Here is a 20,705-nt window from a genome sequence, read left to right on the forward strand (position 1 = left end):
AAACCAACTCCCGATGATTTCGGGCATATATGACGTTGAACCAACACTAAAACATTGCGATGATAAAAAAGGTCTTCGCTGATTAAAAAAGCAAACTAAAGCACCAGCAACATCCAAACATTACAGGCAAAATGACCTGAATTGCCCAATGGAGCAGATAACTTTTTAAATCCTGTTTTTTCATACATCGTAATCGCCGTGGTCAATTCAGGAAACGATTCGAGATAAATTTCATTATAACCAAAGTGCTGGGCCGACCCGATACTTTTCTCCATTAGCATTTTGCCGATACCTTTTCCACGTGAGCCTGCCGAAGTATACAGTTTAACGAGTTCCACACAGCCAGCAGGTAACCCTTCGGTAGGGTAAATGCCGCAGCCGCCGATAATAAGCCCATCCTCTTCCGCTAGCCAATATGCGGATTCAGGATGCTCAAAAACTGTAGATAAATGATCCGTTGTCCGGTCGGTATAAACCGTCCCAGACCTGTCGATCTTAAATTCTCTTAAGATTGTTCTGATCATCTCTGCTGTAGCCGCATTATCTTTTGCTGTTATCTTTCTAATGGTAACACCCATATCCGCTTTATTTTTTTCAAAGGTAAGAGTTTAGGCTAAATTGATGGGATAATTGTTAAATCGGTAACTGGTTAATTGTGGCATTAGACGGTAAGAACAATTAACCGGTTAATCATTCCCTCAGTTAACCATTTTCAACAGTTAAGCAATTAAGCACTCTCCACAATTAACCTGGCTATCTGAAATAGTTTTACTATTTTGGCGTTATGAATAACATGAAAGAAAAAATATTGCTTTTACTGGTCGCCATCAGCATTTTTGGCTGTGGCATTAACAGGCAGGCTCAGCAGATAAAAGCCCTTGAAGATTGCACGTATAAAATCACCGGTGTACAACAGGTGAGCATTGCAGGAACGGATGTAAAAAAATTAATGGATCAGCAGAGCTTCAGTCTAACCAGTTTACCGGGCGTAGCTTTGGGTCTATTAAGGAAAGACATCCCATTAAGGGCCAACTTAAACTTAGAAATTACCAATCCATCCGCTAATCTGGCCGCAATAAACCAGTTCGAATATAAAATCCTGGTAAACAATACAGATTTGGCAGAAGGTACGGTGAACCAGAATGTAAGCATTGCACAAGGTCAAACCGTTACTGTGCCGGTTCAATTGGTAAGTAATATCTATGGCTTGGTATCTAACGGAAATGTATTTAACGACATCATCAAGGCTGCCCAAAAGGGAGCGTCTGCTAAAGATGAAAAACTGGGCTTGTTAACCATTAAAATAAAACCAACTTTTATGCTGGGCAATACGCCGGTTAAATACCCTGGCTACATTACCATTAATAAAGATATTAGCAGTAAAATATTGCTTTAAGGATTAATGCAAAAAAAATGCCCTGTTAAATCATATCAGCAGGGCATTTTCGTTTAAAAAACCTTATTAAAATTTTTTATCAGGCGTCATCACCATGCCCTTAAACCCTTTTGGGTCTAATTTTTCATCTACGGCTTTAAGTTCAGCTACCGATAATTTTGATGGCATTACAGTTGACGTAGCACTTAAGCTTGCTGTTTTAGCTCCCGTAGTTACAAAATTCCCGTTTTTCGCGTATAATAAAGCGTAAGCCAACAGGGTTTCTGTTTCATCACCCCAGGCCTTTGTTAAATCCTCCGCCGAAACTTTATCAACCGTTAGGCCAGAGTAGTAGCCACCAACGCCAACTTTATTTTTGGTTTCAAATTCGGGGATATACATATCCAACTTATCTATTCTGACCGGAAAGAAACCTACCGGTTTTCCATAAGTAGTGCTGCCAATTAATTTTACGTCCATTACCGGTTTCAAACTGTTGATGGTGAGCTCACTTGCGGATGCCGTAGATCCTGTTACGAGAAAATAAATTCTGTTTAAGGCTAAAGATCCTGATTTTGCAAATTTCTCAATGTTATCTGCAGCTGTTGGGGAATAATCTAAATCTGCATAAGTGGCATACTTTCCGTTCACACCGGAAGTAAAAGTCTGTAATTTACCGGCATCGTCTAATAAAGGCTGGTGTGCCAAAACGGAGGCTTTCCGCTGGGCACTGGTAATCGACTGTAGGTAGCTATTGTAATAAGAAGTAAACATGGTATTGCCCGTTTCTCCTGCAGGTGCGGCCAGATTAATAATCTGGGTAGCAGTGGAAACATAACCACCACCATTATATCGTAAATCAACAATCAGTTCGCTAACACCCTGTGTATTGAAATCGGCAAAGGCAGTATTCAATGCTGCAGAAACATTATTGGTAAAACTATTGAAAACAATATAGCCCACCTTTTTTGCATTAACCGTATAAACATGGGTATATAATATGGGATTGACCGTGTAAAGGCTACTCGTTACAACAGCCGTTTTAGGATTGCCATTAATATCATTAAAAGCCAGTGTTATACTCGGATTGGTACCAAAAATAGCGCTATTCAAAAAACTAACTGCACCAGGATAAGTAAGGTTTGTTCTGTTGTTGACACTCGTTAACCTACAGCCACGCGTTAAGCCCTGCTGCGCTGCCGGAGAATTTGGATAAACATATTTAACCCTTAAATCTGTTTCATTATTATACTGAACAGAAAAGCCATAATCGTTGGCAGAACCGTTTACATCTGCCTTTAGTACCCCTGTTTTCCCTGTAGTTGCTGCAGTATAATCAAAAAAAGAATATTTGGGTTCTGTAGAAGAACTACTTACATATTCATATGGTTTCCCTGTTGATGGGTCCATAGAGTATTGTGTCAAAGCAAATAACTCCGTTTCGTTCGAACTGAATCCGCGCGGGTTAAACACTTCATAGGTTGGTAAGGAAGTATTCCAATAATAAAGTTCTTTGCCGTATAAAAAGATCGAATCCTTGGTCAGTTCTTCACGGGTTCCTGATGGCGTGGGCGTCGTGATAACCGGAGTTGTGGGTTCGGATTCAATACTGCTCTTTTTACAGCCTCCAACCACAGCCAGACTCAAAAGCGCCAGCATTACCAAGATGGTAAGTTTGTTATTTCTCATGTTTTTGTAGTAGCATTATTTATATATACGCATTAGGCAGTTGTTAAGTTGTTCGCTGAGAAACTTTTGTTCTACCAACAAACTAAATTTAATTCAAAATATTGTGTTAACACACATATGTATCGTCAAATCACGTAAATCTACCGATTAAATTACTGATTTTGAGATAATGATGTTAAAAATCACAAATAAAACACAGTCCTTATGCCCCTGTAGATTGTCGCTTTTACACCGCATAAATCAATCAAATCCTGTGCAAATTTGTTATACACAATCATCTATTATGAGCATTACAAAAGTCAATACTTTTATGGATCAGTTGGATCATCCTTTAAAAAAGGAAATGGAAAGCGTGATCGATATCATTACCGCTAATACTAAGATCGAAAGCGACATTAAATGGGGCGGACCAAGTTTTAAGTTCAGGGAAGATATGGCTACGCTAAACCCCAGGATCAAAAACTATGTAGTGCTCGTTTTTCATAAAGCATCTTTACTAAATGATGATTTCGGATTTCTTGAAGAACAGACTAAAGGAAAAGCTTACGCTAAATTTTATACGATGGCCGATGTAGAACAACATGGACCTGCTTTGAAAAAAGCCGTAAATGCCTGGATAAACCTGATGGAAAATCAATAACACTTATAAAATCAAAAACCATGGAAAAGATTGAATTTAAAACCACAATTAACGCCTCAGCAGAAAAAGTTTGGGATGTTCTCTTTGGCGTAAAAACCTATCCCAAATGGACCGCTGTTTTTATGGAAGGATCGCAGGTAAAAACCGATTGGAAAAAAGGAAGCAAAGCACTGTTTCATGATGGTAAAGGAGATGGCATGGTAGCAGTTGTAGAAGAAAATATTCCCAACCGATATATGTCTATCAAACACATTGGCGAAATAAAGGACGGTAAGGAAACGCTACATAACTGGGGCGAATCGCTCGAGAATTATACCTTAACTGAAAAAGATGGTAAAACGGAACTGCTCATCGACATGGGAATTACCGAAGAGTGGCTTGATTATTTCGAAAAAACCTGGCCAAAAGCCCTGGATAAGGTGAAAGAAATAGCCGAAAAACCTGATGACCATATCGAAACATAAATAATGAGCCTCTTATCAAACAGAGGCTCTTTTTGTAAAAAACAGTTATAAACCAAAAAAGCCTCACATTTCTGTAAGGCTTTTGGAAGTGGTGCCACCTGGATTCGAACCAGGGACACAAGGATTTTCAGTCCTTTGCTCTACCGACTGAGCTATGGCACCCCCTTTTGGGAATGCAAATGTAGTATTCTTTTTCTCAAATCCAAAAAAGGATTCCAGATTTTTTCTTCAAAACAACACCGTTAAGTCACATCTTTTTGATAAGCAAGAAGATGCATTGAAAAAATATTTTGATTTTGAAAAAAGGTTTCTCTCTGAGAAATGATACAAAACCAAAAAAGCCTTACATTTCTGTAAGGCTTTTGGAAGTGGTGCCACCTGGATTCGAACCAGGGACACAAGGATTTTCAGTCCTTTGCTCTACCGACTGAGCTATGGCACCATCCGTTTGGGATTGCAAATGTAGTGTTCTTTTCCCAAAAGCAAAACTTTTTTTCAATTATTTCAGCGTCCCTCTGATTATCAATTAATTAATTTTTCACAATCTGGAAAAAAGGCCTTAATCAATGCTTAGAATGAATACAAACAAACAATTTTATATATTTTTTTATGCATGCATAGCATTTTATTTAGATTAATATCCTAATTTAGCGTAAACAATCTAATATTGCATGGTGGCACAGATCCTCTTTCTAGTACTTACACTTGCAGCAATTGCGCTGTTTACAGTTAACCTGCGTAAAATAATCCGCAATATCCGGTTAGGAAAAGCGGTCGATCGCAAAGATCAGCCACAAAAAAGGTTGATAACCATGCTTCGTGTGGCTTTTGGCCAATCTAAAATGGTTGTCCGCCCTATCCCGGCGTTTCTCCATTTTTTTGTTTACATCGGCTTTGTAATCATCAACCTCGAAGTACTCGAAATTATGATCGATGGACTTTTCGGCACCCACCGGATCTTTCATGGTTTGGGCGGTTTATATAACTTCCTGATTGGATCTTTCGAAATCCTGGCCTTTACCGTTTGGGTTTCCTGCGCCATTTTTCTGGTACGCAGAAATATTATCAAACTTAGGCGCTTTAGTGGTGTAGAAATGAAAAGCTGGCCAAAGTCTGATGCGAATTATATCTTAATTACCGAGATTTTATTAATGAGCGCTTTTTTGCTCATGAATGCCGCCGATGCAAAACTGCAACTTTTGGGCGTTAGCCATTATGTTAATGCAGGTGCCTTTCCGGTAAGTCAATATTTAATGAATATACTGCCTTCAACAGAAAGTGCATTGGTCATTGTAGAACGCAGCTGCTGGTGGTTCCACATCATCGGTATTTTAGCCTTCTTAAATTACCTGCCTTACTCTAAACATTTCCACATCCTTTTTGCCTTTCCAAATACCTATTTTTCTAATCTGGAGCCTAAAGGCGAATTTACCAATATGGCTTCGGTTACCAATGAGGTGAAAGCCATGCTCGATCCTTCTTTTGTTCCGGCAGAAACCGAACCTGGTAAATTCGGCGCAAAAGATGTAACCGATTTGAGTTGGGTAAACCTGATGAATGCCTATACCTGCACCGAATGTGGAAGATGTACATCGGTTTGCCCCGCCAATATCACGGGAAAACTTTTATCGCCACGGAAAATCATGATGGATACCCGCGACCGCATTACCGAAGTGGGCCAGAACATTGATAAACATGGCGCTGAGCATCAGGATGGAAAATCCTTATTGGACGATTATATCAGCAGGGAAGAAATCTGGGCCTGCACAAGTTGTAATGCCTGTGTTGAAGCCTGTCCGGTAAACATTGACCCACTACAGATTATTATGGAACTGCGCCGTTTTGCCGTAATGGAAGAATCACAGGCGCCGGGAAGTATCAATGCCATGCTCGGAAATATTGAAAATAACCAGGCCCCCTGGAAATACTCGCCAGCCGATCGTTTTAAATGGGCTGAAGAAAAATAATCCAAGACATGAAGACCAGGGCCTTTTGTATTCTATCTGTTTTGATCATGCTCATCAACCCGTTCAGGGTTGAAGCGCAAGCACAGACAGGAACCTCAAAAGGAAAGCTGGAAGATTATAGAAAAACGTTTTGGGACAACATTCCAAAACCAACAGGCTGGGTGAATGATTATGAGCGGGACTTCGATAAAAAGCAGATCGCGTCGTTAGAAAACCTGATTACAAAATTTAAAGCGGAATCCGGTATACAGATTGCCATAGTAACTATTGATACGATGATGATAAGCAAGAGAAAGTTTAATGATCTTGCTTTGAGGATTGCCAATAACTGGAAACCCGGAGAAAAAGGAAAAGATAACGGAATTTTGATCGCCTTTTCGCGTAAGCACAGGTTAATCAGAATTTGCAACGGATATGGCATTGAAAAACTGATATCCGATAAGGAAGCAAAAGAAGTAATAGACCGGCATATCATCCCTAACTTTAAAAAAGATGATTATTATGCGGGCACATTTACAGGCTTAACTGAGTTGATTAAATTATTAAAAACAAAACAATAGTATACATCTGGTCTTGGTACCGGATACTAACTAATGACTATAAAAATGGAATTTAAAGTCCCTACAATGGCCGAATTAATGGCTGCAGGTGAAGAACCGGAAATATTATTTTGGGTGGGTTGTGCAGGAAGTTATGATGAACGGGCGCAAAAAATTACCCGCGATATCTGTAAGATCCTGCATCATGTAGGCATAAAATACGCCGTTCTGGGAACCGAAGAAAGTTGTACGGGTGATCCGGCTAAAAGAGCGGGGAACGAGTTTCTGTTCCAGATGCAGGCCATGACCAATATAGAAGTGTTGAATGCCTACAATATCAAAAAAATTGTAACGGGCTGTCCACACTGTTTCAATACCATCAAAAACGAATATCCTGGCTTAGGTGGCACTTATGAGGTAATCCACCATACCCAATTGATACAGGATTTAATTAATGAGGGCAAATTAAAAGCAGAAGGTGGCGAGAGCTTCAAAGGCAAAAAAATCACCTATCACGATCCTTGTTATTTAGGACGTGGAAATGGCATATACGAAGCGCCAAGAAAAGCTTTAGAAGTTTTAGATGCCCAATTGGTAGAAATGAAACGTTGCAAAAGCAATGGTTTATGCTGCGGTGCCGGGGGTGCACAGATGTTTAAAGAACCAGAAAAAGGGAAAAAGGACATCAACGTAGAACGCATTGATGAAGCTCTAGAAACCAATCCACAGGTAATTGCAGCTGGCTGTCCATTCTGTATGACCATGTTGAGTGATGGCATTAAATTAAAAGATAAAGAACAGGAAGTGAAGGTATTGGATATCGCCGAAATTACGGCAAGGGCAAATGGACTTTAAACTGTGTTACTAACAACCATTAACTAATTATGGCCATTAAGGTTTAATTCTTATTAAGGGCTTAATTACGATAGATTCGCTTCTAACCTGAGTAAAATAAACCTGGTAGTAGCGAACACGAAGTGCAACGGAGTAAAGCGGATAACAGGGCTGCTAGAACCTAAGTACCACTGTATCTGCTTTTCTCAAAATAAGCGGTATATCCTAATCTTCCGACTTTATTTCTGCTCTGGGCGCCTCTGCAGGAGGCAGCTTAACAATTTTATCGAGGTTATCTCGGATCAGGTTTAATTCCTCTGCTTCCATATTTTTCATGGGTATAATAATTTGCGTAGCCATTGAGTCTACATCACCGCCCCGGTCTTTATAGGTCTGCACAATGACATCATCGCCTTTGGTATGGATATACAATTTACCCGAATTTGTAGTTCCATAATAATCCATATCTTTAAATTTCGACAATTTAAATGCGAAATACTCTGTTTTACCGTTATTAAAGTAACGCTTGTAGCGGCAAAAACCACTGTTGGTAACATTTAGTTCATAACGTTTAACCTGGTTGCTTTCCTGACCGGCATCGTAATGATCCGTAAATGATTTTTGCAAAAAGCTGGTGTATTGTTCTATGGATGCTGGATCGGAAAAAGCGCATAAAAACATACAAAAAGCCGAAATAAGGGATATTTTCAAGCAGAGTGTAAACTTTTTCATCGGGTTAGCGTTTTAAACACAGCAATTTAATTAAAATCATAAATTTGCATATGAGTTTTTCTCCACAATCACGGGTTTGGGTTTACCAAAGCGATCGCAAGTTTACTTCTACTGAAGAAAATGAGATCCTGAACAAGTTATCGTCTTTCACTAACCAATGGAAAGCGCACGGAAACGAACTGCTTGCAAAAGCAGAAATCCGTTATGGCTTTTTTATTATCCTTACGGTTGACGAAAGCCAGGCGGGTGTTACCGGCTGCTCTATCGATAGCTCTGTAAGACTGATCAAAGAAATTGAACAAGAATACCATGTTGATCTTTTTAACCGCTTCAATATGGCCTATAAGGTAAACGGTGAGGTTGTGGTAAACAGTAAGGAAGATTTTGAAACGCTGGTAAATATTAAACGGGTAACTCCCCAAACCATTGTATTTAACAATATGGTGCAAACCCTGGCCGAACTGGACACTAAATGGGAAGTTCCTTTTCAAAATAGCTGGCATTCTACCGTTTTTGCGCATTTACTTTAAAAGACGATGTTCATTGTAGACCTTAAATATATTGTTCCGCTGGAAGAACTGGACGAACATATGGAGGCGCACATTAAATATTTAAGGAAATACTATAATAAAAATATCTTTGTGGCTTCTGGCCGTAAAGTGCCACGAACCGGCGGGATTATTTTAGCCCTTGCTAAAGATGAAGAATCGCTAAAGAAAATCCTGATGGAAGATCCTTTTTATAAACACCGCCTGGCCGATTTCAACATCACACAATTTTTAACTTCACAATTTCATCCGGATCTTGAAGCACTTTTAGGCTAAGCTTTTCTAAAACCTGTAGTGCTAATGCAGATTATTTTTCGCTAAGTACCAAACAATTAGCGCGCAAAAAACATTATATTGGTTAAATCAAATAATGTGTATGAAGCGCTGGCTCAAAATCTCTTTAAAAATCGTATCGGTTCTTGTGGTCCTGATTATATTGACCTGGCTGGCAGGCGCATTTTACATCAGCAGAAATAAAAAGGAAGTGCTTGCCACTATCCTATCTCAATTGAACAAAAACCTGAACGGGAAAATTACTGCGACCAGCATGGAACCCACGCTTTTAAAAAGCTTCCCTGGCGTTTCAGTATCTCTAAATGGCGTTTTATTGCGGGATAGCCTTTGGGCGCAGCATAAACACGACCTGTTAAAAGCGCAGGATATTGATGTATCGCTAAATGTGCTTTCGCTTATTGTGGGCAATATTAGCATTAAACAGATTGCCATTAATAATGCCGATATATATATCTACACCGATACTACAGGCTATAGCAATACCAGTATTTTTAAAAGCAAACCTAAAACGGAGAAAAAGTCTTCGCCAAAATCATCTGCACTGGAGATCAAAAAAATAGATTTCAATAAAGTAAATTTGGTATTGGATAACAAAAAACGCTTCAAACTTTTTAATTTCAATATTGATCAGATCCAGGGCAGAATGGAATATCCTGATAGTGGCTGGACAGGTAAAATTAAACTGGCAACCAAGGTAAACAGTTTTGCCTTTAATACCAGAAAAGGGAGCTTTCTAAAGGATAAAACCTTGGATGGAACTTTAAATGCCCATTATAGCCGTGATCTCGACGCCGTGATATTAAGTCCAGAAATTCTGAACATCGGCGGCCACCCATTTAAGATCGGTGCAAAAATAGACCTGGGTAAATCTGCTTTTGCCATCAGTATCGCAGTAGATGACATTTTATTCAGGGATGTGGCCTTGCTCCTATCGCCAAATATTTCATCCAAACTCTTAAAGTTCGGGATCGAAAAACCAATTAATATTCGTGGTAATATTATTGACGATGGCTCAGGGAAATATGGCGATCCTTTGATCAAGGTAGGCATCACTGTGCGGGATAATATCGTTTCTATTCCGGCAGGTAAATTAACAGCCTGTAATTTTGATGGATCCTTTACCAACCGCGATACTGCTGGTGGCATTATCGGTGATGAAAATTCTTCCATCAAGTTCCACAGACTTACCGCTAAGTATTTTAACGCCCCCCTCAGAATTGACACTTTTACCGTGAATAATCTTTCACGCCCCATTGCTACCGGTCTCGTTACTTCACAATTCCCCCTGTCGAACCTGAACAATTCATTAGGCACAAATGATTTTGAGTTTAAAAATGGAACAGCCAACCTGAGGTTATACTGTAAGGCCGATATTGATAACTTCAGGTTTACCAAACCGGTTGTTTCGGGCAAGATACAGATTGCAGATGCCGACATCCTGTACATCCCAAGAAAACTTCATTTGGTAAAAAGTGCACTGAATATCAATTTTAACCAGAATGATTTATCGATACAGAACGGGCATTTCCAATTGGGCAAAAGCGAGCTGAATGTGAACTGTAATATCGCGAACTTCGCCAATTTATATTATACCGCACCGGATAAAATATTGGTAAATTTAAAAATGTCGAGCCCTCAACTTTATTTAAAGGAATTTTTACCTTTTTTAGGTCCCAGGTCGAGTAACAGACCGAAATCAAGTGGCAACAAACGTGTGGTTTCCAAAGAATTGAGCAATGTGCTCGAGCTATCCAAAATGAATATCCGTTTAACTGTTAATAAAGCAATCTATGACAACTTCCTGGCTAAAAACCTCGATGCAGATATTTCATTGCGGGGTGGCGGTATATTCTTCAATAAAATTAGCGTGGCACATGCAGGCGGACAATTGTCGCTGGATGGAAATATTATGCAGGAAGCAGCCTCGAACAGTTTTAAGATCAACTCAAAAATCAGCCACGTGAGCGTTAAGGATTTCTTTTATTCCTTCGATAACTTCGGGCAGAACACCATTACCAACAAAAATTTAAAAGGCTATTTATCTTCGTTGGTTAATATTTCGGGCAGGATATCCCACACCGGAAAAATCCTGCCGCGATCGATAAATGGCAAAGTGGTTTTCAATCTGAACAATGCCGCCCTTGTTAATTTCGAACCGATGGTTAAGGTTGGAAAGTTTGCCTTTGCCAACAGGAATTTATCCAACGTAGAGATCAAAAACCTCGATGGTACGCTCACGATCAGAGGTGATAAAGTAGAAATCAGTCCGATGCTGGTCAATTCCAGTGCTTTAAATTTTAACGTAAAGGGAATTTATGCTTTGGGCACCGGAACAAACGTAGCCATGGATATTCCATTAAGAAACCCCAAAGGCGATGAAAACCTCACCAAGTCAGAAAAAAGAGAGGCGCGTATGCGCGGCATTGTACTCCATTTAAAAGCTGTTGATGACGAAAAAGGCGGGATAAAGATCAGATGGAATAAGGATCACGATTAAGAGATGAAAAATGTAAAAAGGATGATGGAATTAAGTTTTCCTCATCCATTTTACATCTAACATTTCACATTAAAAATCCAAGGGCCCTAACCTGTTCATATTTCTTAAAATCAGATACTGACGGTGCCGGATGTACGGCGTAGCATTTTTTGGTGTCCACCTTCTTGGGTTTGGAAAACAGGAAGCAATTAAAGCGGCCTGCTTTTTGGTTAGCCTGGTACACGATTTCCCATAATACTCCTGGGCAGCGGCTTCGGCTCCATAAATCCCGTCACCCATTTCGATAACGTTCAGATAAACTTCCAATATTCTTTCTTTACTCCAGAAAAGTTCGATCAATAGGGTAAAATAAGCTTCAAAACCTTTTCTGATCCACGATCTCCCCGGCCATAAAAAAACATTTTTAGCAGTTTGCTGCGAAATGGTGCTTCCACCCTTCACCTTTTTACCTTTGGCATTGCTGGCAAAAGCCTTTTCGATGGCTTTCATATCGAAACCGATATGTTTTAAAAAGAGCTGATCTTCGGCAGATACCGCGGCGCGTTTCATGTTATCAGACATATCTTCAAACCTGACCCACTTTTTCTCCGTTTTAAAAGGCTTTCCGTCGGCTTTACGTTCAATGTTGCGCAACACCATTAAAAGTGTAATAGGCGGATTAATAAAACGCAGTGCGATTACCCAAAACACTGAAACCAGTAAAAAGTATAAAAATACCTTTGTCGCAATGTTGGTGATCTTTTTTAAAAGCGGATGTTTTGCTTTGCTTTTTGTTCTGCTTGCCCGGGTTTTCGCCATGGCGCAAAGGTAATTAAAGCGATGGAAGATGGGAAATGCAAGACCCAGGAATCATGCGAAAAATACTTTTTGGTCTTTAAAAAATACGGCCATAATGCAAAATTCATGTGGCAAATCCTTAATGCCCTTTAAAATCACTTTGTTTATGTATTTTGGAGATCAGATTCGTGAACACCCCAGAAAACAATTTTAACCAAATGAAAAAACTAAGCTTCCTCTTTCTTGCTGTTACCTTATGGAGCTGCAGCACAAGCAAAAACATCAACAACCGTTCAGAAAAATGGATTACACTCTTTAACGGAAAAGATATCAAGGATTGGAATGTAAAAATCCACCACCACGATTACAATGTAAATTTCGGGAATACCTTTAGGGTTGAAGACGGAACCATACAGGTCCGTTATGACCAGTATGGCGATTTTAACGACCAGTTCGGCCATCTTTATTACAAAACCCCTTTCTCTTATTATCACCTCAAACTAAAATACCGCTTTGTTGGCGAACTGCAAAAAGGCGCACCAAGTTATACCTTGCGCAATAGTGGTGTAATGTTCCATTCTCAGGATCCTAAAACAATGCCTAAAGAACAAGACTGGCCAATTTCGATTGAGATGCAGTTCTTAGGCGGTTTGAGCGATGGCAGGCCACGCCCAACAGGTAATATGTGCTCTCCTGGAACCGATATTTTTTATCAGGGTAAGTTATATGACGGACATTGCCTGGATTCTAAATCAAAAACCTACGATGGCGACCAATGGGTATCAGCGGAACTGATTGTAATGGGCGATTCGCTGGTTACGCACATCATCAATGGGGATACCGTTTTACAATACAGCAAACCACAGATTGGCGGCGGCGTAGCCAACCGTTACGATCCAAAAATTAAAATTGATGGTAAAGCGCTTACACAGGGATTTATTGCCTTACAAAGCGAAGGTCAGCCTGTCGATTTTAAGGATATTCAAATTATGGAACTTCCACACTCAGGCAATAAAAAATCTAATTAAACATTTTACCATATCATACGTTAAAAGAGCATGAAAGTTGCACTAATTACAGGAGGAAGTAAAGGAATCGGTTACGGTATTGCCGAAGCCCTTTTAAAAGACGGTTACAAAGTAGCCATCACCAGCAGAACAATTGCAAGCGCCAACCAGGCCGCATCACATCTGGTGGCACATGGCGATGTACTGGCCATTGAAGCAGATGTTGCCAATTTTACCTCTCAACAGGATGCAGTAAAATTAATCCTTGAAAAATGGGGACAGTTGGATGTACTTATCGCCAATGCAGGCGTCGGTCATTTTGCACCTATTGATGAACTGGATGTCAATCTATGGAAAGAAACCATCGATACCAATTTAACAGGTGTTTTTTACAGTATTAAAGCTTCGGTTGATGAAATCAAAAAAGCCAAAGGACATATTTTTACCATATCGAGTTTGGCAGGAACCAATTTCTTTGCAGGGGGCTCAGCCTACAATGCCAGCAAGTTCGGTTTAACCGGATTTACCCAATCGGTGATGCTCGATTTAAGAAAATACGGTGTAAAGGTGAGCACCATTATGCCAGGATCGGTAGCCAGCCATTTCAATGATCATCAACCCGATTCAGAAAATGACGCCTGGAAAATACAGCCGGAGGATATGGGCAAACTGATTGTTGATCTTTTGGCCATGCCAGCCAGAACATTACCGAGCAAGATCGAAATCAGACCAACAACGCCAAAGGGGTAATGGAATATGGAAGAGGTGAGATGGATGATGGAAAACGGAGTTAATTCTACATTAACGCCTCTTACATGATTACATTTTTAATTAAAAAGTCCCGATTTTCATCGGGACTTTTTAATTAATCTTTAAAGAATGCTTATTCAGCGATTACTTCAAAAGGAACCTGAACTTTCACTTCTTTGTGTAAGTTTAAGTTAGCAACATATTCGCCAACAAATTTAGGTTCAGTTTCGAAAGTAATACGACGACGGTCTACATCAAAGCCTTGAGCTTTTAATGCTTCAGCAATCTGGATGGTGTTAACCGCTCCGAAGATTTTTCCGCTTTCGCCAGCTTTAGCACCGATTGAAAGTTTAACATCAGTTAAACGCTCAGCAACACCTTCAGCATCTTTCTTAATTTTATCTTGTTTGAAAGCAGCTTGCTTCAAGTTTTCTGCTAAAACTTTTTTAGCAGAAGAAGTAGCCAATGCTCCAAATCCTTGAGGGATTAAATAGTTACGGCCATAACCTGGCTTTACTGTAACTACATCATCTTTCTCGCCAAGGCCTTTAATATCTTGTTTTAAAATAATTTCCATATCTCTAGCCTCCTATTTTAATTGATCAGCAACGAAAGGTAACAAACCGATATGACGGGCACGTTTAACTGCCTGAGCCACTTTACGTTGGAATTTTAACGAAGTACCAGTTAAACGGCGTGGTAATAATTTACCTTGATCGTTAATAAATTTCAACAAGAAATTTGCATCCTTGTAATCGATGTATTTAATTCCGTTTTTCTTGAAACGGCAATATTTTTTACGGTTATCCTCTACTTTAGGGGCGGTAACGTATTGTATTTGTTCTCTTGCCATTACGCTGCAACCTCCTTAGTTTTTTTGTTAAAAGCACCACTACGCTTTTTCTCATTGTAAGCAATAGCGTGTTTGTCTAAACGGATAGTTAAGAAACGCAACACACGCTCATCGCGTTTTAATTCAAGCTCTAATTTTGCGATCAACTCACCTGAACATTTGTATTCGGTTAAGTTGAAGAATCCGTTTGATTTTTTCTCAATTGGATACGCTAATTTTCTCAAACCCCAATTATCCTCCTGGACAATTTCGGCTCCATTATCAACAAGAATTGCTTTGTATTTGGCTAATGCCTCTTTAGCAACTTCTTCTGATAACAAAGGGGTTAGAACGATAACAGTTTCGTACTGATTCATTGTTATAAATTATGTTTTTAATTTTTAATCCCGAGGTATATTACGGGGATGCAAAAGTAACAATATATTTCTTAAAATCAAACGATTAATAAGAAAAGAATAAGAAGATGGAAAACTTAGGATGGAAAATGGACGATGGATCAACAACAAGCCCATAATTCCATGACCTCGCATCAACCCTTCTTCATTTTACGGCAAAAAAAAAGGAGACTATCTATCAAGACAATCTCCTTACATCAATTAGCTGTAATGTTTAATAGGTTTGTATCGTTTTCACAAAACTCTCATCTTTAAACTTCACCACAAAGGTTAATTCTTTCGAATCTGTTTTACTGATGTTGAATTTTTTGGTCAACTGCGCTTTATCTTTAAATGTTTCGTTGTAAACCTCGTCGTTATATTCGTTGTATACTTTAACTTCGATCGGGTTTTTATCGAGGTTATCTAAATTAAGTGTGATTACCTGCTCATTTTGAGTATAAACCGGTTTAAATACGTTCGATATTTTTGGCTCTGACACAAGTGCCGCACCATCTTTGATTGTTACTGTATATTGTGCCAATTTAACATCAGACTCTACTTTAAGTACATAGTTTCCATCAGGAAGTGCATTTAAATCATAAATTTTGCTTGAAGCAGCCGAAGCGTGGATATTTTCTTCGAACAATACTTCTTCATCTGAACCAATAAGTGATAAATTAACATCTTCTGCTTTATCTACAGAAAAACGGATAAATTTATCTTTTTCACCTTTTACTTTTAGTGTAAAATTATCATCGTTAGCGTGAACACCCGTAGCAGTAAAAAATAACGCTGCTATTAAACCGATTTTTAAGAACTTTTTCATAACCAATATTTTTAAAGAGTTAATCATTATATGATGGTACTAAGGTAAGGCGCTATTTGGGATATAGTGAGTTGCATATTTTCCACTTTATATGCTATATTACCCCAGAAATACGTTCATTTGACAAAAAGCTATAATAAAGCATATTTTTTATGTATTTTGGTGAAATAATTTAGCAGATATGAAACCAAGTTTCGAAGTTGTTGAACCCTCTTTCGGGAGTTCGTTTTATTATTCGAAGTATGTAGAAAATGCCAACAACATGGCACACCTATGGCATTACCACCCAGAGATCGAAATGGTATTTGTAAACGGTGGCGCCGGAAAAAGGCAGATCGGCAGTCACGTTTCTTACTACACCGATGGCGATCTGATCCTGATCGGCAGCAACCTCCCTCATTGTGGCTTTACCGACACCAATACGGGAAATAAAAATGAAACCGTAATCCAGATGAAGCCAGACTTCCTTGGCGATATCTTTTTAGGCCTGCAGGAAATCAAAGGCATTAACGAATTATTCGACAAAGCAAAGGCCGGAATCGCTTTTGGTGCCGAAACCATGCTCAAGGTTGGCGACAGGATCGAAATGATGGATGATCAGCCACCTTTCGAAAGACTGCTCACATTATTAAGCGTTTTAAAGGACCTTGAACTGACCGGTGATTATAAAATCTTAAATGCAGATGGCTTTTCGATGGAAATGCAGGTACAGGATAACGACCGTATTAATATGATATTCAACTATGTGAAAGACCATTATCAGGAACAGATCAGTTTACAGCATGTGGCGGAAATGTCGAGCATGACCGTTCCTTCGTTTTGCCGTTATTTTAAAAAAATCACCAAAAAAACCTTTACTCATTTTGTAAACGAATACCGGGTAGTGCATGCTTCAAAGCTTCTTGCAGAAAAACCGATCAGCATTGCCAACATCTCCTACGAAAGTGGTTTTAATAACTTTAGCCACTTTAATAAGTTATTTAAAGAATTTACAGGTAAAAGCGCCTCAGAATATAGACAAGAATTAAAATCAGTAATTAAATAATTAAATATGAAAATGCTCTTCCTATTATTTTTCTTTAATCTGATCGGTTTATCACTCTATGCCCAATATGTTGAGTTCAATCTGGTCAACTGCAAAATAAGTGATACCGAACAGAAGAAAATAGAAAAACTAATTGCCTACGAACGCATGTTCTGTAACGAAATCTTTGAAACCAGGGAAAACATCTCCGTACCGGTTAAAATAAACCTCTTTGGGAAAAACAAAGATTACCGTTTAGAAAAAGTCAGATATAACGCACCATCACCAACAGGATTCTATGTCCCGGCTATAAATGAAGCCTTTATCATGAAGGGAAGTAATTTTATAGCAGTGGCATTGCATGAGGCCAGTCACAGTATTTTTCAGTTCAACTATCAAAAAGCACCAAAATGGCTCAATGAAGGTCTAGCCGAATTTTTCGAAACATTGGATTTTGATAGTGAAGGGAATTTATACGCCTCACCGCAGAGCAACCGGATTAAAAGCATTAAAGCTGGTTTAGATTTTAAAGATACCGACAGGTTAAAGAACTTTTTTAAAATATACGACGGTACCTTTTATGGTCATGGCGTAGACGACAACTACAATACCGCCTACAGCGTCATCTATTATTTTGTTAAAAACAAAAGAACCGCTGGCCTGAAAAATATCATCAAACTTACTGCACAAGGCTACGACAGCGAAAAAGCGATTGAACTTACCTACGGCAGTTTTAATGCATTTGAAAGAAGTTATAAACAGTTTTATAACCTGCATCCCTAAATAAGGATGAGTGAGTGAGTGAATTTTGAATGAGTAAATGGCTTTGCTAAATGCAATATTACAACCTTTCAACTTTTAAACCTCCCGGCACCCAACTTTTCAACATTCCGACTTTTCAATCCCACAACACCTAAATTTTTCCTATTTTCGTGCCGATGGAAAATTTTATCGTTTCTGCCCGTAAATACCGCCCAGCCACGTTCGAAACCGTAGTTGGTCAGCAGCATATTACAGGCACCTTAAAAAATGCCATCAAAAACAACCAGCTTGCCCAGGCATTTCTGTTTTGCGGTCCGCGTGGCGTGGGTAAAACAACCTGTGCGCGTATCCTCGCAAAAACCATTAACTGTACCAACCCTACAGCAGAAATGGAAGCCTGTGGAAAATGCGACAATTGTCTTTCTTTCCAGAACGGACATTCTTTTAATGTACACGAATTGGATGCGGCATCGAACAACTCAGTTGACGATATCCGTAGTTTAATCGAGCAGGTACGTATCCCGCCGCAAGCCGGAAAATATAAAATCTATATCATTGATGAGGTTCACATGTTATCGCAGAGTGCATTTAACGCCTTTCTGAAAACTTTGGAAGAACCACCATCTTATGCTATTTTTATACTGGCCACTACCGAGAAACATAAAATCCTGCCAACCATCTTATCACGTTGTCAGATTTTTGATTTCAACCGTATCCAGGTAGAAGACATCGCCAGTCACCTATCAACTATTGCCGTACGCGAAAATATCGCATTCGAAAGTGATGGTTTACACATTATCGCCCAAAAGGCCGACGGTGGATTACGTGATGCCCTGTCGATGTTCGATCAGATTGCCAGTTACGCAAACAAGAACATTACCTATAAAGCCGTAATCGATAACCTGAATATTTTAGATTATGATTACTTTTTTAAACTGACATCTTATTTAACCGCAGCTGAAGTTAGCCAGACCTTACTCCTGTTCGATGAGATTTTAAACAACGGTTTCGATGGCAATAACTTTATAAACGGCCTGGCTTCTCACTTCCGTAATTTGTTGGTGGGCAAAGATGCTTCAACCATTAAATTGTTAGAGGTTAGCGAAAACATTAAACAGAAATATCTGGATCAATGCAGGCAAACAGAACTTTCGTTCCTGTTAACGGCTTTGAACCTGGCCAACACCTGCGATTTAAATTACAAAAATTCTAAAAACCAACGTTTGCAGGTGGAACTGGCACTGATTAAAATGTGCCACATCCGGTCGGTCGTCAATTTAGCACAACAGCCCTTAAGCCCTAATAACACAGCAACTGACCAAGATCAGGATAAAAAAAAAACTAATGTCGTAGCTGAAAGCCCAAAGCCGAAAGCTGAAAGCGAAAAAACTATTCCAGCATCAGCACCTGCTGTTAGCGCTCCTGTTTTACCCAGTATTTCTGCAGCAGAACAACCTAAAGAAACGCCAAGAGTTGGTCCTCCGCCATCGGCCACTTCCATCAGCATCAATATACCAAAGGCGAATACGTTAAGTACACTCATTCCTTCTTTGAACGATCTTGACCGTGTAGCACAAGAGGATGAAAGTGATGGCCCAAAGAAAGTGACCGGCGATGCGCGAGATGCTTTTAGTTATGACCGTTTGCTGGAAGTGTGGAGTATCTTTACACAAAAGATGAAGGCCACCGATAGAATTAATATTTATACCATCTTAAATAACTTTGCACCAACACTTTTAACCCCTGAATTGATCGAAATCTCGGTTGAAAGTAAAACACAGGAACATCTGGTGCAACAGGAATCTGTGGAACTTTTAAATTTTTTAAGGAATGAACTCCGTAATTTTGGCGTTGAGGTGACCTACAAACTGATGGAACGTAAAATCGAAAACAGGCTTTATGGCAACCGTGAAAAATATGAGTACCTGGTAGGAAAAAATCCAAAACTCGACGAACTGCGCAGGAGGTTTAACTTAGATGTTAACCCGTAAAAAGTTTTCAATTCACAGTTTCTAGTTAACGGTGAATTGAAAAACCGCGACCTGCTAACTGGTCTTTGGTGTATCGTTAACCGGATAACCTTCTTCATCTAAATCATCACGGTTATCTTCCGGCGTACGGGCAAGAATTTCATCTTCAGGACTTAGTTTTACACTTTCTCCATTATCCACATGCATCCCTAATTCTTCCAGGTTATCTTCCGCAACCTCTTCATCGCGTGCATATTCATCACCAACATAAGGATTAGCTTCATCGTAAGTTGAATCATCGTCTTTTGCACCTGCCGCAACGGTTTCGTATCCCATCGGATGATCGTAATCCTCATCTGTACCTTTTACATCAAGCTCATAACTTTGCTTATTTTCATCATATGAAAGGTTTTCTTTATTGATTTCGCTATTTTCTGTGGTGCTATGTATTTTATCCTGCGATCCTTTATTCTCGTTAATTGCCATGATATGGGTCTCCTTTAATTTATATGAATATAACAAAAGGATATGGATAAGGTTTTCCTTAGTGATAGAATCTTAATATTATCTGCGCGTGCCCCAGGCTGCGCAAGAGTCGGGCTATACACTGCATTCCCCGCCCGGTGAAAAATCGGGCTGTGGGCATTCCGTTACTATCCCTTACGCATGAAAAACGTATCAGAAATAACGACAGCATTGACGGAAAAAGTTGACAGCCATCGAGTAGGAAGATAGGGATTAGTTCCCTATCTGTCCTCTCACACCACTGTACGTACCGTT

At 39.4% G+C, this 20,705-nt stretch carries 23 protein-coding genes and 2 tRNA genes; 14 read left to right on the forward strand and 11 right to left on the reverse strand.

The features are described 5' to 3' along the window. Positions 1-95 precede the first annotated feature (95 nt). A complete protein-coding gene (locus tag AC04Q1_RS24740) occupies positions 96-578 on the reverse strand; it encodes a GNAT family N-acetyltransferase (protein WP_478367226.1) in 483 nt (160 codons plus the stop codon). A 215-nt stretch (positions 579-793) separates the two neighbouring features. On the opposite strand from AC04Q1_RS24740, the gene AC04Q1_RS24745 reads away from it, so the two are divergent. Beyond that, positions 794-1,396: a hypothetical protein gene (locus tag AC04Q1_RS24745; RefSeq protein ID WP_478367227.1), complete on the forward strand. Its 603-nt coding sequence runs from the start codon at positions 794-796 to the stop codon at positions 1,394-1,396. A gap of 66 nt (positions 1,397-1,462) precedes the next feature. Here AC04Q1_RS24745 and AC04Q1_RS24750 read toward each other — a convergent pair whose 3' ends face one another. After that, positions 1,463-3,064 (reverse strand): S41 family peptidase, encoded by a 1,602-nt coding sequence (locus AC04Q1_RS24750; protein WP_478367228.1) that lies wholly within the window; start codon positions 3,062-3,064, stop codon positions 1,463-1,465. Positions 3,065-3,347: 283 nt separating this feature from the next. Here AC04Q1_RS24750 and AC04Q1_RS24755 point away from each other — a divergent pair, with 283 nt between their 5' ends. Together AC04Q1_RS24755 and AC04Q1_RS24760 are read left to right on the forward strand one after the other, a co-directional pair. Next, positions 3,348-3,704: a DUF1801 domain-containing protein gene (locus AC04Q1_RS24755; protein ID WP_478367229.1), complete on the forward strand. Its 357-nt coding sequence runs from the start codon at positions 3,348-3,350 to the stop codon at positions 3,702-3,704. Between the two features lie 20 nt (positions 3,705-3,724). Continuing rightward, positions 3,725-4,168, forward strand: a complete 444-nt coding sequence (locus AC04Q1_RS24760; protein WP_478367230.1) for an SRPBCC family protein — start codon at positions 3,725-3,727, stop codon at positions 4,166-4,168. Positions 4,169-4,257: 89 nt separating this feature from the next. Here the strand turns inward: AC04Q1_RS24760 and AC04Q1_RS24765 are convergent. Together AC04Q1_RS24765 and AC04Q1_RS24770 are read right to left on the reverse strand one after the other, a co-directional pair. Then, a tRNA-Phe gene (locus AC04Q1_RS24765) sits at positions 4,258-4,330 on the reverse strand. A gap of 207 nt (positions 4,331-4,537) precedes the next feature. Further along, a tRNA-Phe gene (locus AC04Q1_RS24770) sits at positions 4,538-4,610 on the reverse strand. A 229-nt stretch (positions 4,611-4,839) separates the two neighbouring features. Between AC04Q1_RS24770 and AC04Q1_RS24775 the strand changes: the two genes are divergently transcribed. Genes AC04Q1_RS24775 through AC04Q1_RS24785 form a run of 3 tightly spaced genes read left to right on the forward strand, consistent with a single transcriptional unit; the run spans position 4,840 to position 7,529 of the window. Then, complete coding sequence (locus tag AC04Q1_RS24775; protein WP_478367231.1) at positions 4,840-6,135, forward strand: 4Fe-4S dicluster domain-containing protein; 1,296 nt, start codon at positions 4,840-4,842, stop codon at positions 6,133-6,135. Between the two features lie 8 nt (positions 6,136-6,143). Then, the gene (locus AC04Q1_RS24780) at positions 6,144-6,695 is read left to right on the forward strand and encodes a TPM domain-containing protein (RefSeq protein ID WP_478367232.1); all 552 of its coding nucleotides are present in this window, start codon (positions 6,144-6,146) and stop codon (positions 6,693-6,695) included. 45 nt (positions 6,696-6,740) lie between these two features. Beyond that, a complete protein-coding gene (locus AC04Q1_RS24785) occupies positions 6,741-7,529 on the forward strand; it encodes a (Fe-S)-binding protein (RefSeq protein ID WP_316844264.1) in 789 nt (262 codons plus the stop codon). Positions 7,530-7,733: 204 nt separating this feature from the next. Here AC04Q1_RS24785 and AC04Q1_RS24790 read toward each other — a convergent pair whose 3' ends face one another. After that, entirely contained in the window at positions 7,734-8,240 is a 507-nt protein-coding gene (locus tag AC04Q1_RS24790; RefSeq protein WP_478367233.1) for a hypothetical protein, read from the reverse strand. Positions 8,241-8,290: 50 nt separating this feature from the next. Between AC04Q1_RS24790 and AC04Q1_RS24795 the strand changes: the two genes are divergently transcribed. From AC04Q1_RS24795 to AC04Q1_RS24805, 3 genes are all read left to right on the forward strand, one after another. Further along, positions 8,291-8,770 carry an ABC transporter ATPase gene (locus tag AC04Q1_RS24795; RefSeq protein WP_478367234.1) on the forward strand — a complete coding sequence of 160 codons (480 nt, stop codon included), beginning with the start codon at positions 8,291-8,293 and terminating at the stop codon, positions 8,768-8,770. Between the two features lie 6 nt (positions 8,771-8,776). Next, positions 8,777-9,064, forward strand: a complete 288-nt coding sequence (locus AC04Q1_RS24800; RefSeq protein WP_478367235.1) for a YciI family protein — start codon at positions 8,777-8,779, stop codon at positions 9,062-9,064. A 100-nt stretch (positions 9,065-9,164) separates the two neighbouring features. Further along, positions 9,165-11,579, forward strand: a complete 2,415-nt coding sequence (locus AC04Q1_RS24805; RefSeq protein WP_478367236.1) for an AsmA family protein — start codon at positions 9,165-9,167, stop codon at positions 11,577-11,579. Positions 11,580-11,648: 69 nt separating this feature from the next. Here the strand turns inward: AC04Q1_RS24805 and mtgA are convergent, their stop codons facing one another. Beyond that, entirely contained in the window at positions 11,649-12,377 is a 729-nt protein-coding gene (mtgA, locus tag AC04Q1_RS24810) for a monofunctional biosynthetic peptidoglycan transglycosylase (RefSeq protein WP_478367237.1), read from the reverse strand. Between the two features lie 197 nt (positions 12,378-12,574). Between mtgA and AC04Q1_RS24815 the strand changes: the two genes are divergently transcribed. Continuing rightward, positions 12,575-13,384 (forward strand): 3-keto-disaccharide hydrolase, encoded by an 810-nt coding sequence (locus AC04Q1_RS24815; protein ID WP_478367238.1) that lies wholly within the window; start codon positions 12,575-12,577, stop codon positions 13,382-13,384. Positions 13,385-13,414: 30 nt separating this feature from the next. Next, complete coding sequence (locus tag AC04Q1_RS24820; protein ID WP_478367239.1) at positions 13,415-14,113, forward strand: SDR family oxidoreductase; 699 nt, start codon at positions 13,415-13,417, stop codon at positions 14,111-14,113. 133 nt (positions 14,114-14,246) lie between these two features. Here AC04Q1_RS24820 and rplI read toward each other — a convergent pair whose 3' ends face one another. The 4 genes from rplI to AC04Q1_RS24840 all read right to left on the reverse strand — a co-directional run bounded on the left by rplI (position 14,247) and on the right by AC04Q1_RS24840 (position 16,169). Further along, entirely contained in the window at positions 14,247-14,690 is a 444-nt protein-coding gene (gene rplI, locus AC04Q1_RS24825; RefSeq protein ID WP_025144599.1) for a 50S ribosomal protein L9, read from the reverse strand. Positions 14,691-14,702: 12 nt separating this feature from the next. Further along, positions 14,703-14,966, reverse strand: coding sequence for a 30S ribosomal protein S18 (gene rpsR / locus AC04Q1_RS24830; protein ID WP_010599582.1), 264 nt, complete (start codon positions 14,964-14,966; stop codon positions 14,703-14,705). Then, positions 14,966-15,322 carry a 30S ribosomal protein S6 gene (rpsF, locus tag AC04Q1_RS24835; RefSeq protein WP_316844273.1) on the reverse strand — a complete coding sequence of 119 codons (357 nt, stop codon included), beginning with the start codon at positions 15,320-15,322 and terminating at the stop codon, positions 14,966-14,968. The genes rpsR and rpsF overlap by 1 nt, the downstream gene beginning before the upstream one ends. 253 nt (positions 15,323-15,575) lie before the next feature. Then, a complete protein-coding gene (locus tag AC04Q1_RS24840) occupies positions 15,576-16,169 on the reverse strand; it encodes a hypothetical protein (RefSeq protein WP_478367240.1) in 594 nt (197 codons plus the stop codon). Between the two features lie 181 nt (positions 16,170-16,350). On the opposite strand from AC04Q1_RS24840, the gene AC04Q1_RS24845 reads away from it, so the two are divergent. From AC04Q1_RS24845 to AC04Q1_RS24855, 3 genes are all read left to right on the forward strand, one after another. After that, positions 16,351-17,214, forward strand: a complete 864-nt coding sequence (locus AC04Q1_RS24845; protein ID WP_478367241.1) for an AraC family transcriptional regulator — start codon at positions 16,351-16,353, stop codon at positions 17,212-17,214. A 6-nt stretch (positions 17,215-17,220) separates the two neighbouring features. Then, on the forward strand, positions 17,221-17,976 hold the full coding sequence (locus AC04Q1_RS24850) for a DUF1570 domain-containing protein (protein ID WP_478367242.1): 756 nt from the start codon (positions 17,221-17,223) through the stop codon (positions 17,974-17,976). A 155-nt stretch (positions 17,977-18,131) separates the two neighbouring features. Beyond that, complete coding sequence (locus AC04Q1_RS24855) at positions 18,132-19,946, forward strand: DNA polymerase III subunit gamma/tau (protein ID WP_478367243.1); 1,815 nt, start codon at positions 18,132-18,134, stop codon at positions 19,944-19,946. Between the two features lie 54 nt (positions 19,947-20,000). On the opposite strand, the gene AC04Q1_RS24860 is transcribed toward AC04Q1_RS24855, so the two are convergent. Then, entirely contained in the window at positions 20,001-20,411 is a 411-nt protein-coding gene (locus AC04Q1_RS24860) for a hypothetical protein (RefSeq protein WP_478367244.1), read from the reverse strand. Positions 20,412-20,705 lie beyond the last annotated feature (294 nt).

The sequence above is a fragment of the Pedobacter humicola genome, from assembly GCF_056490705.1.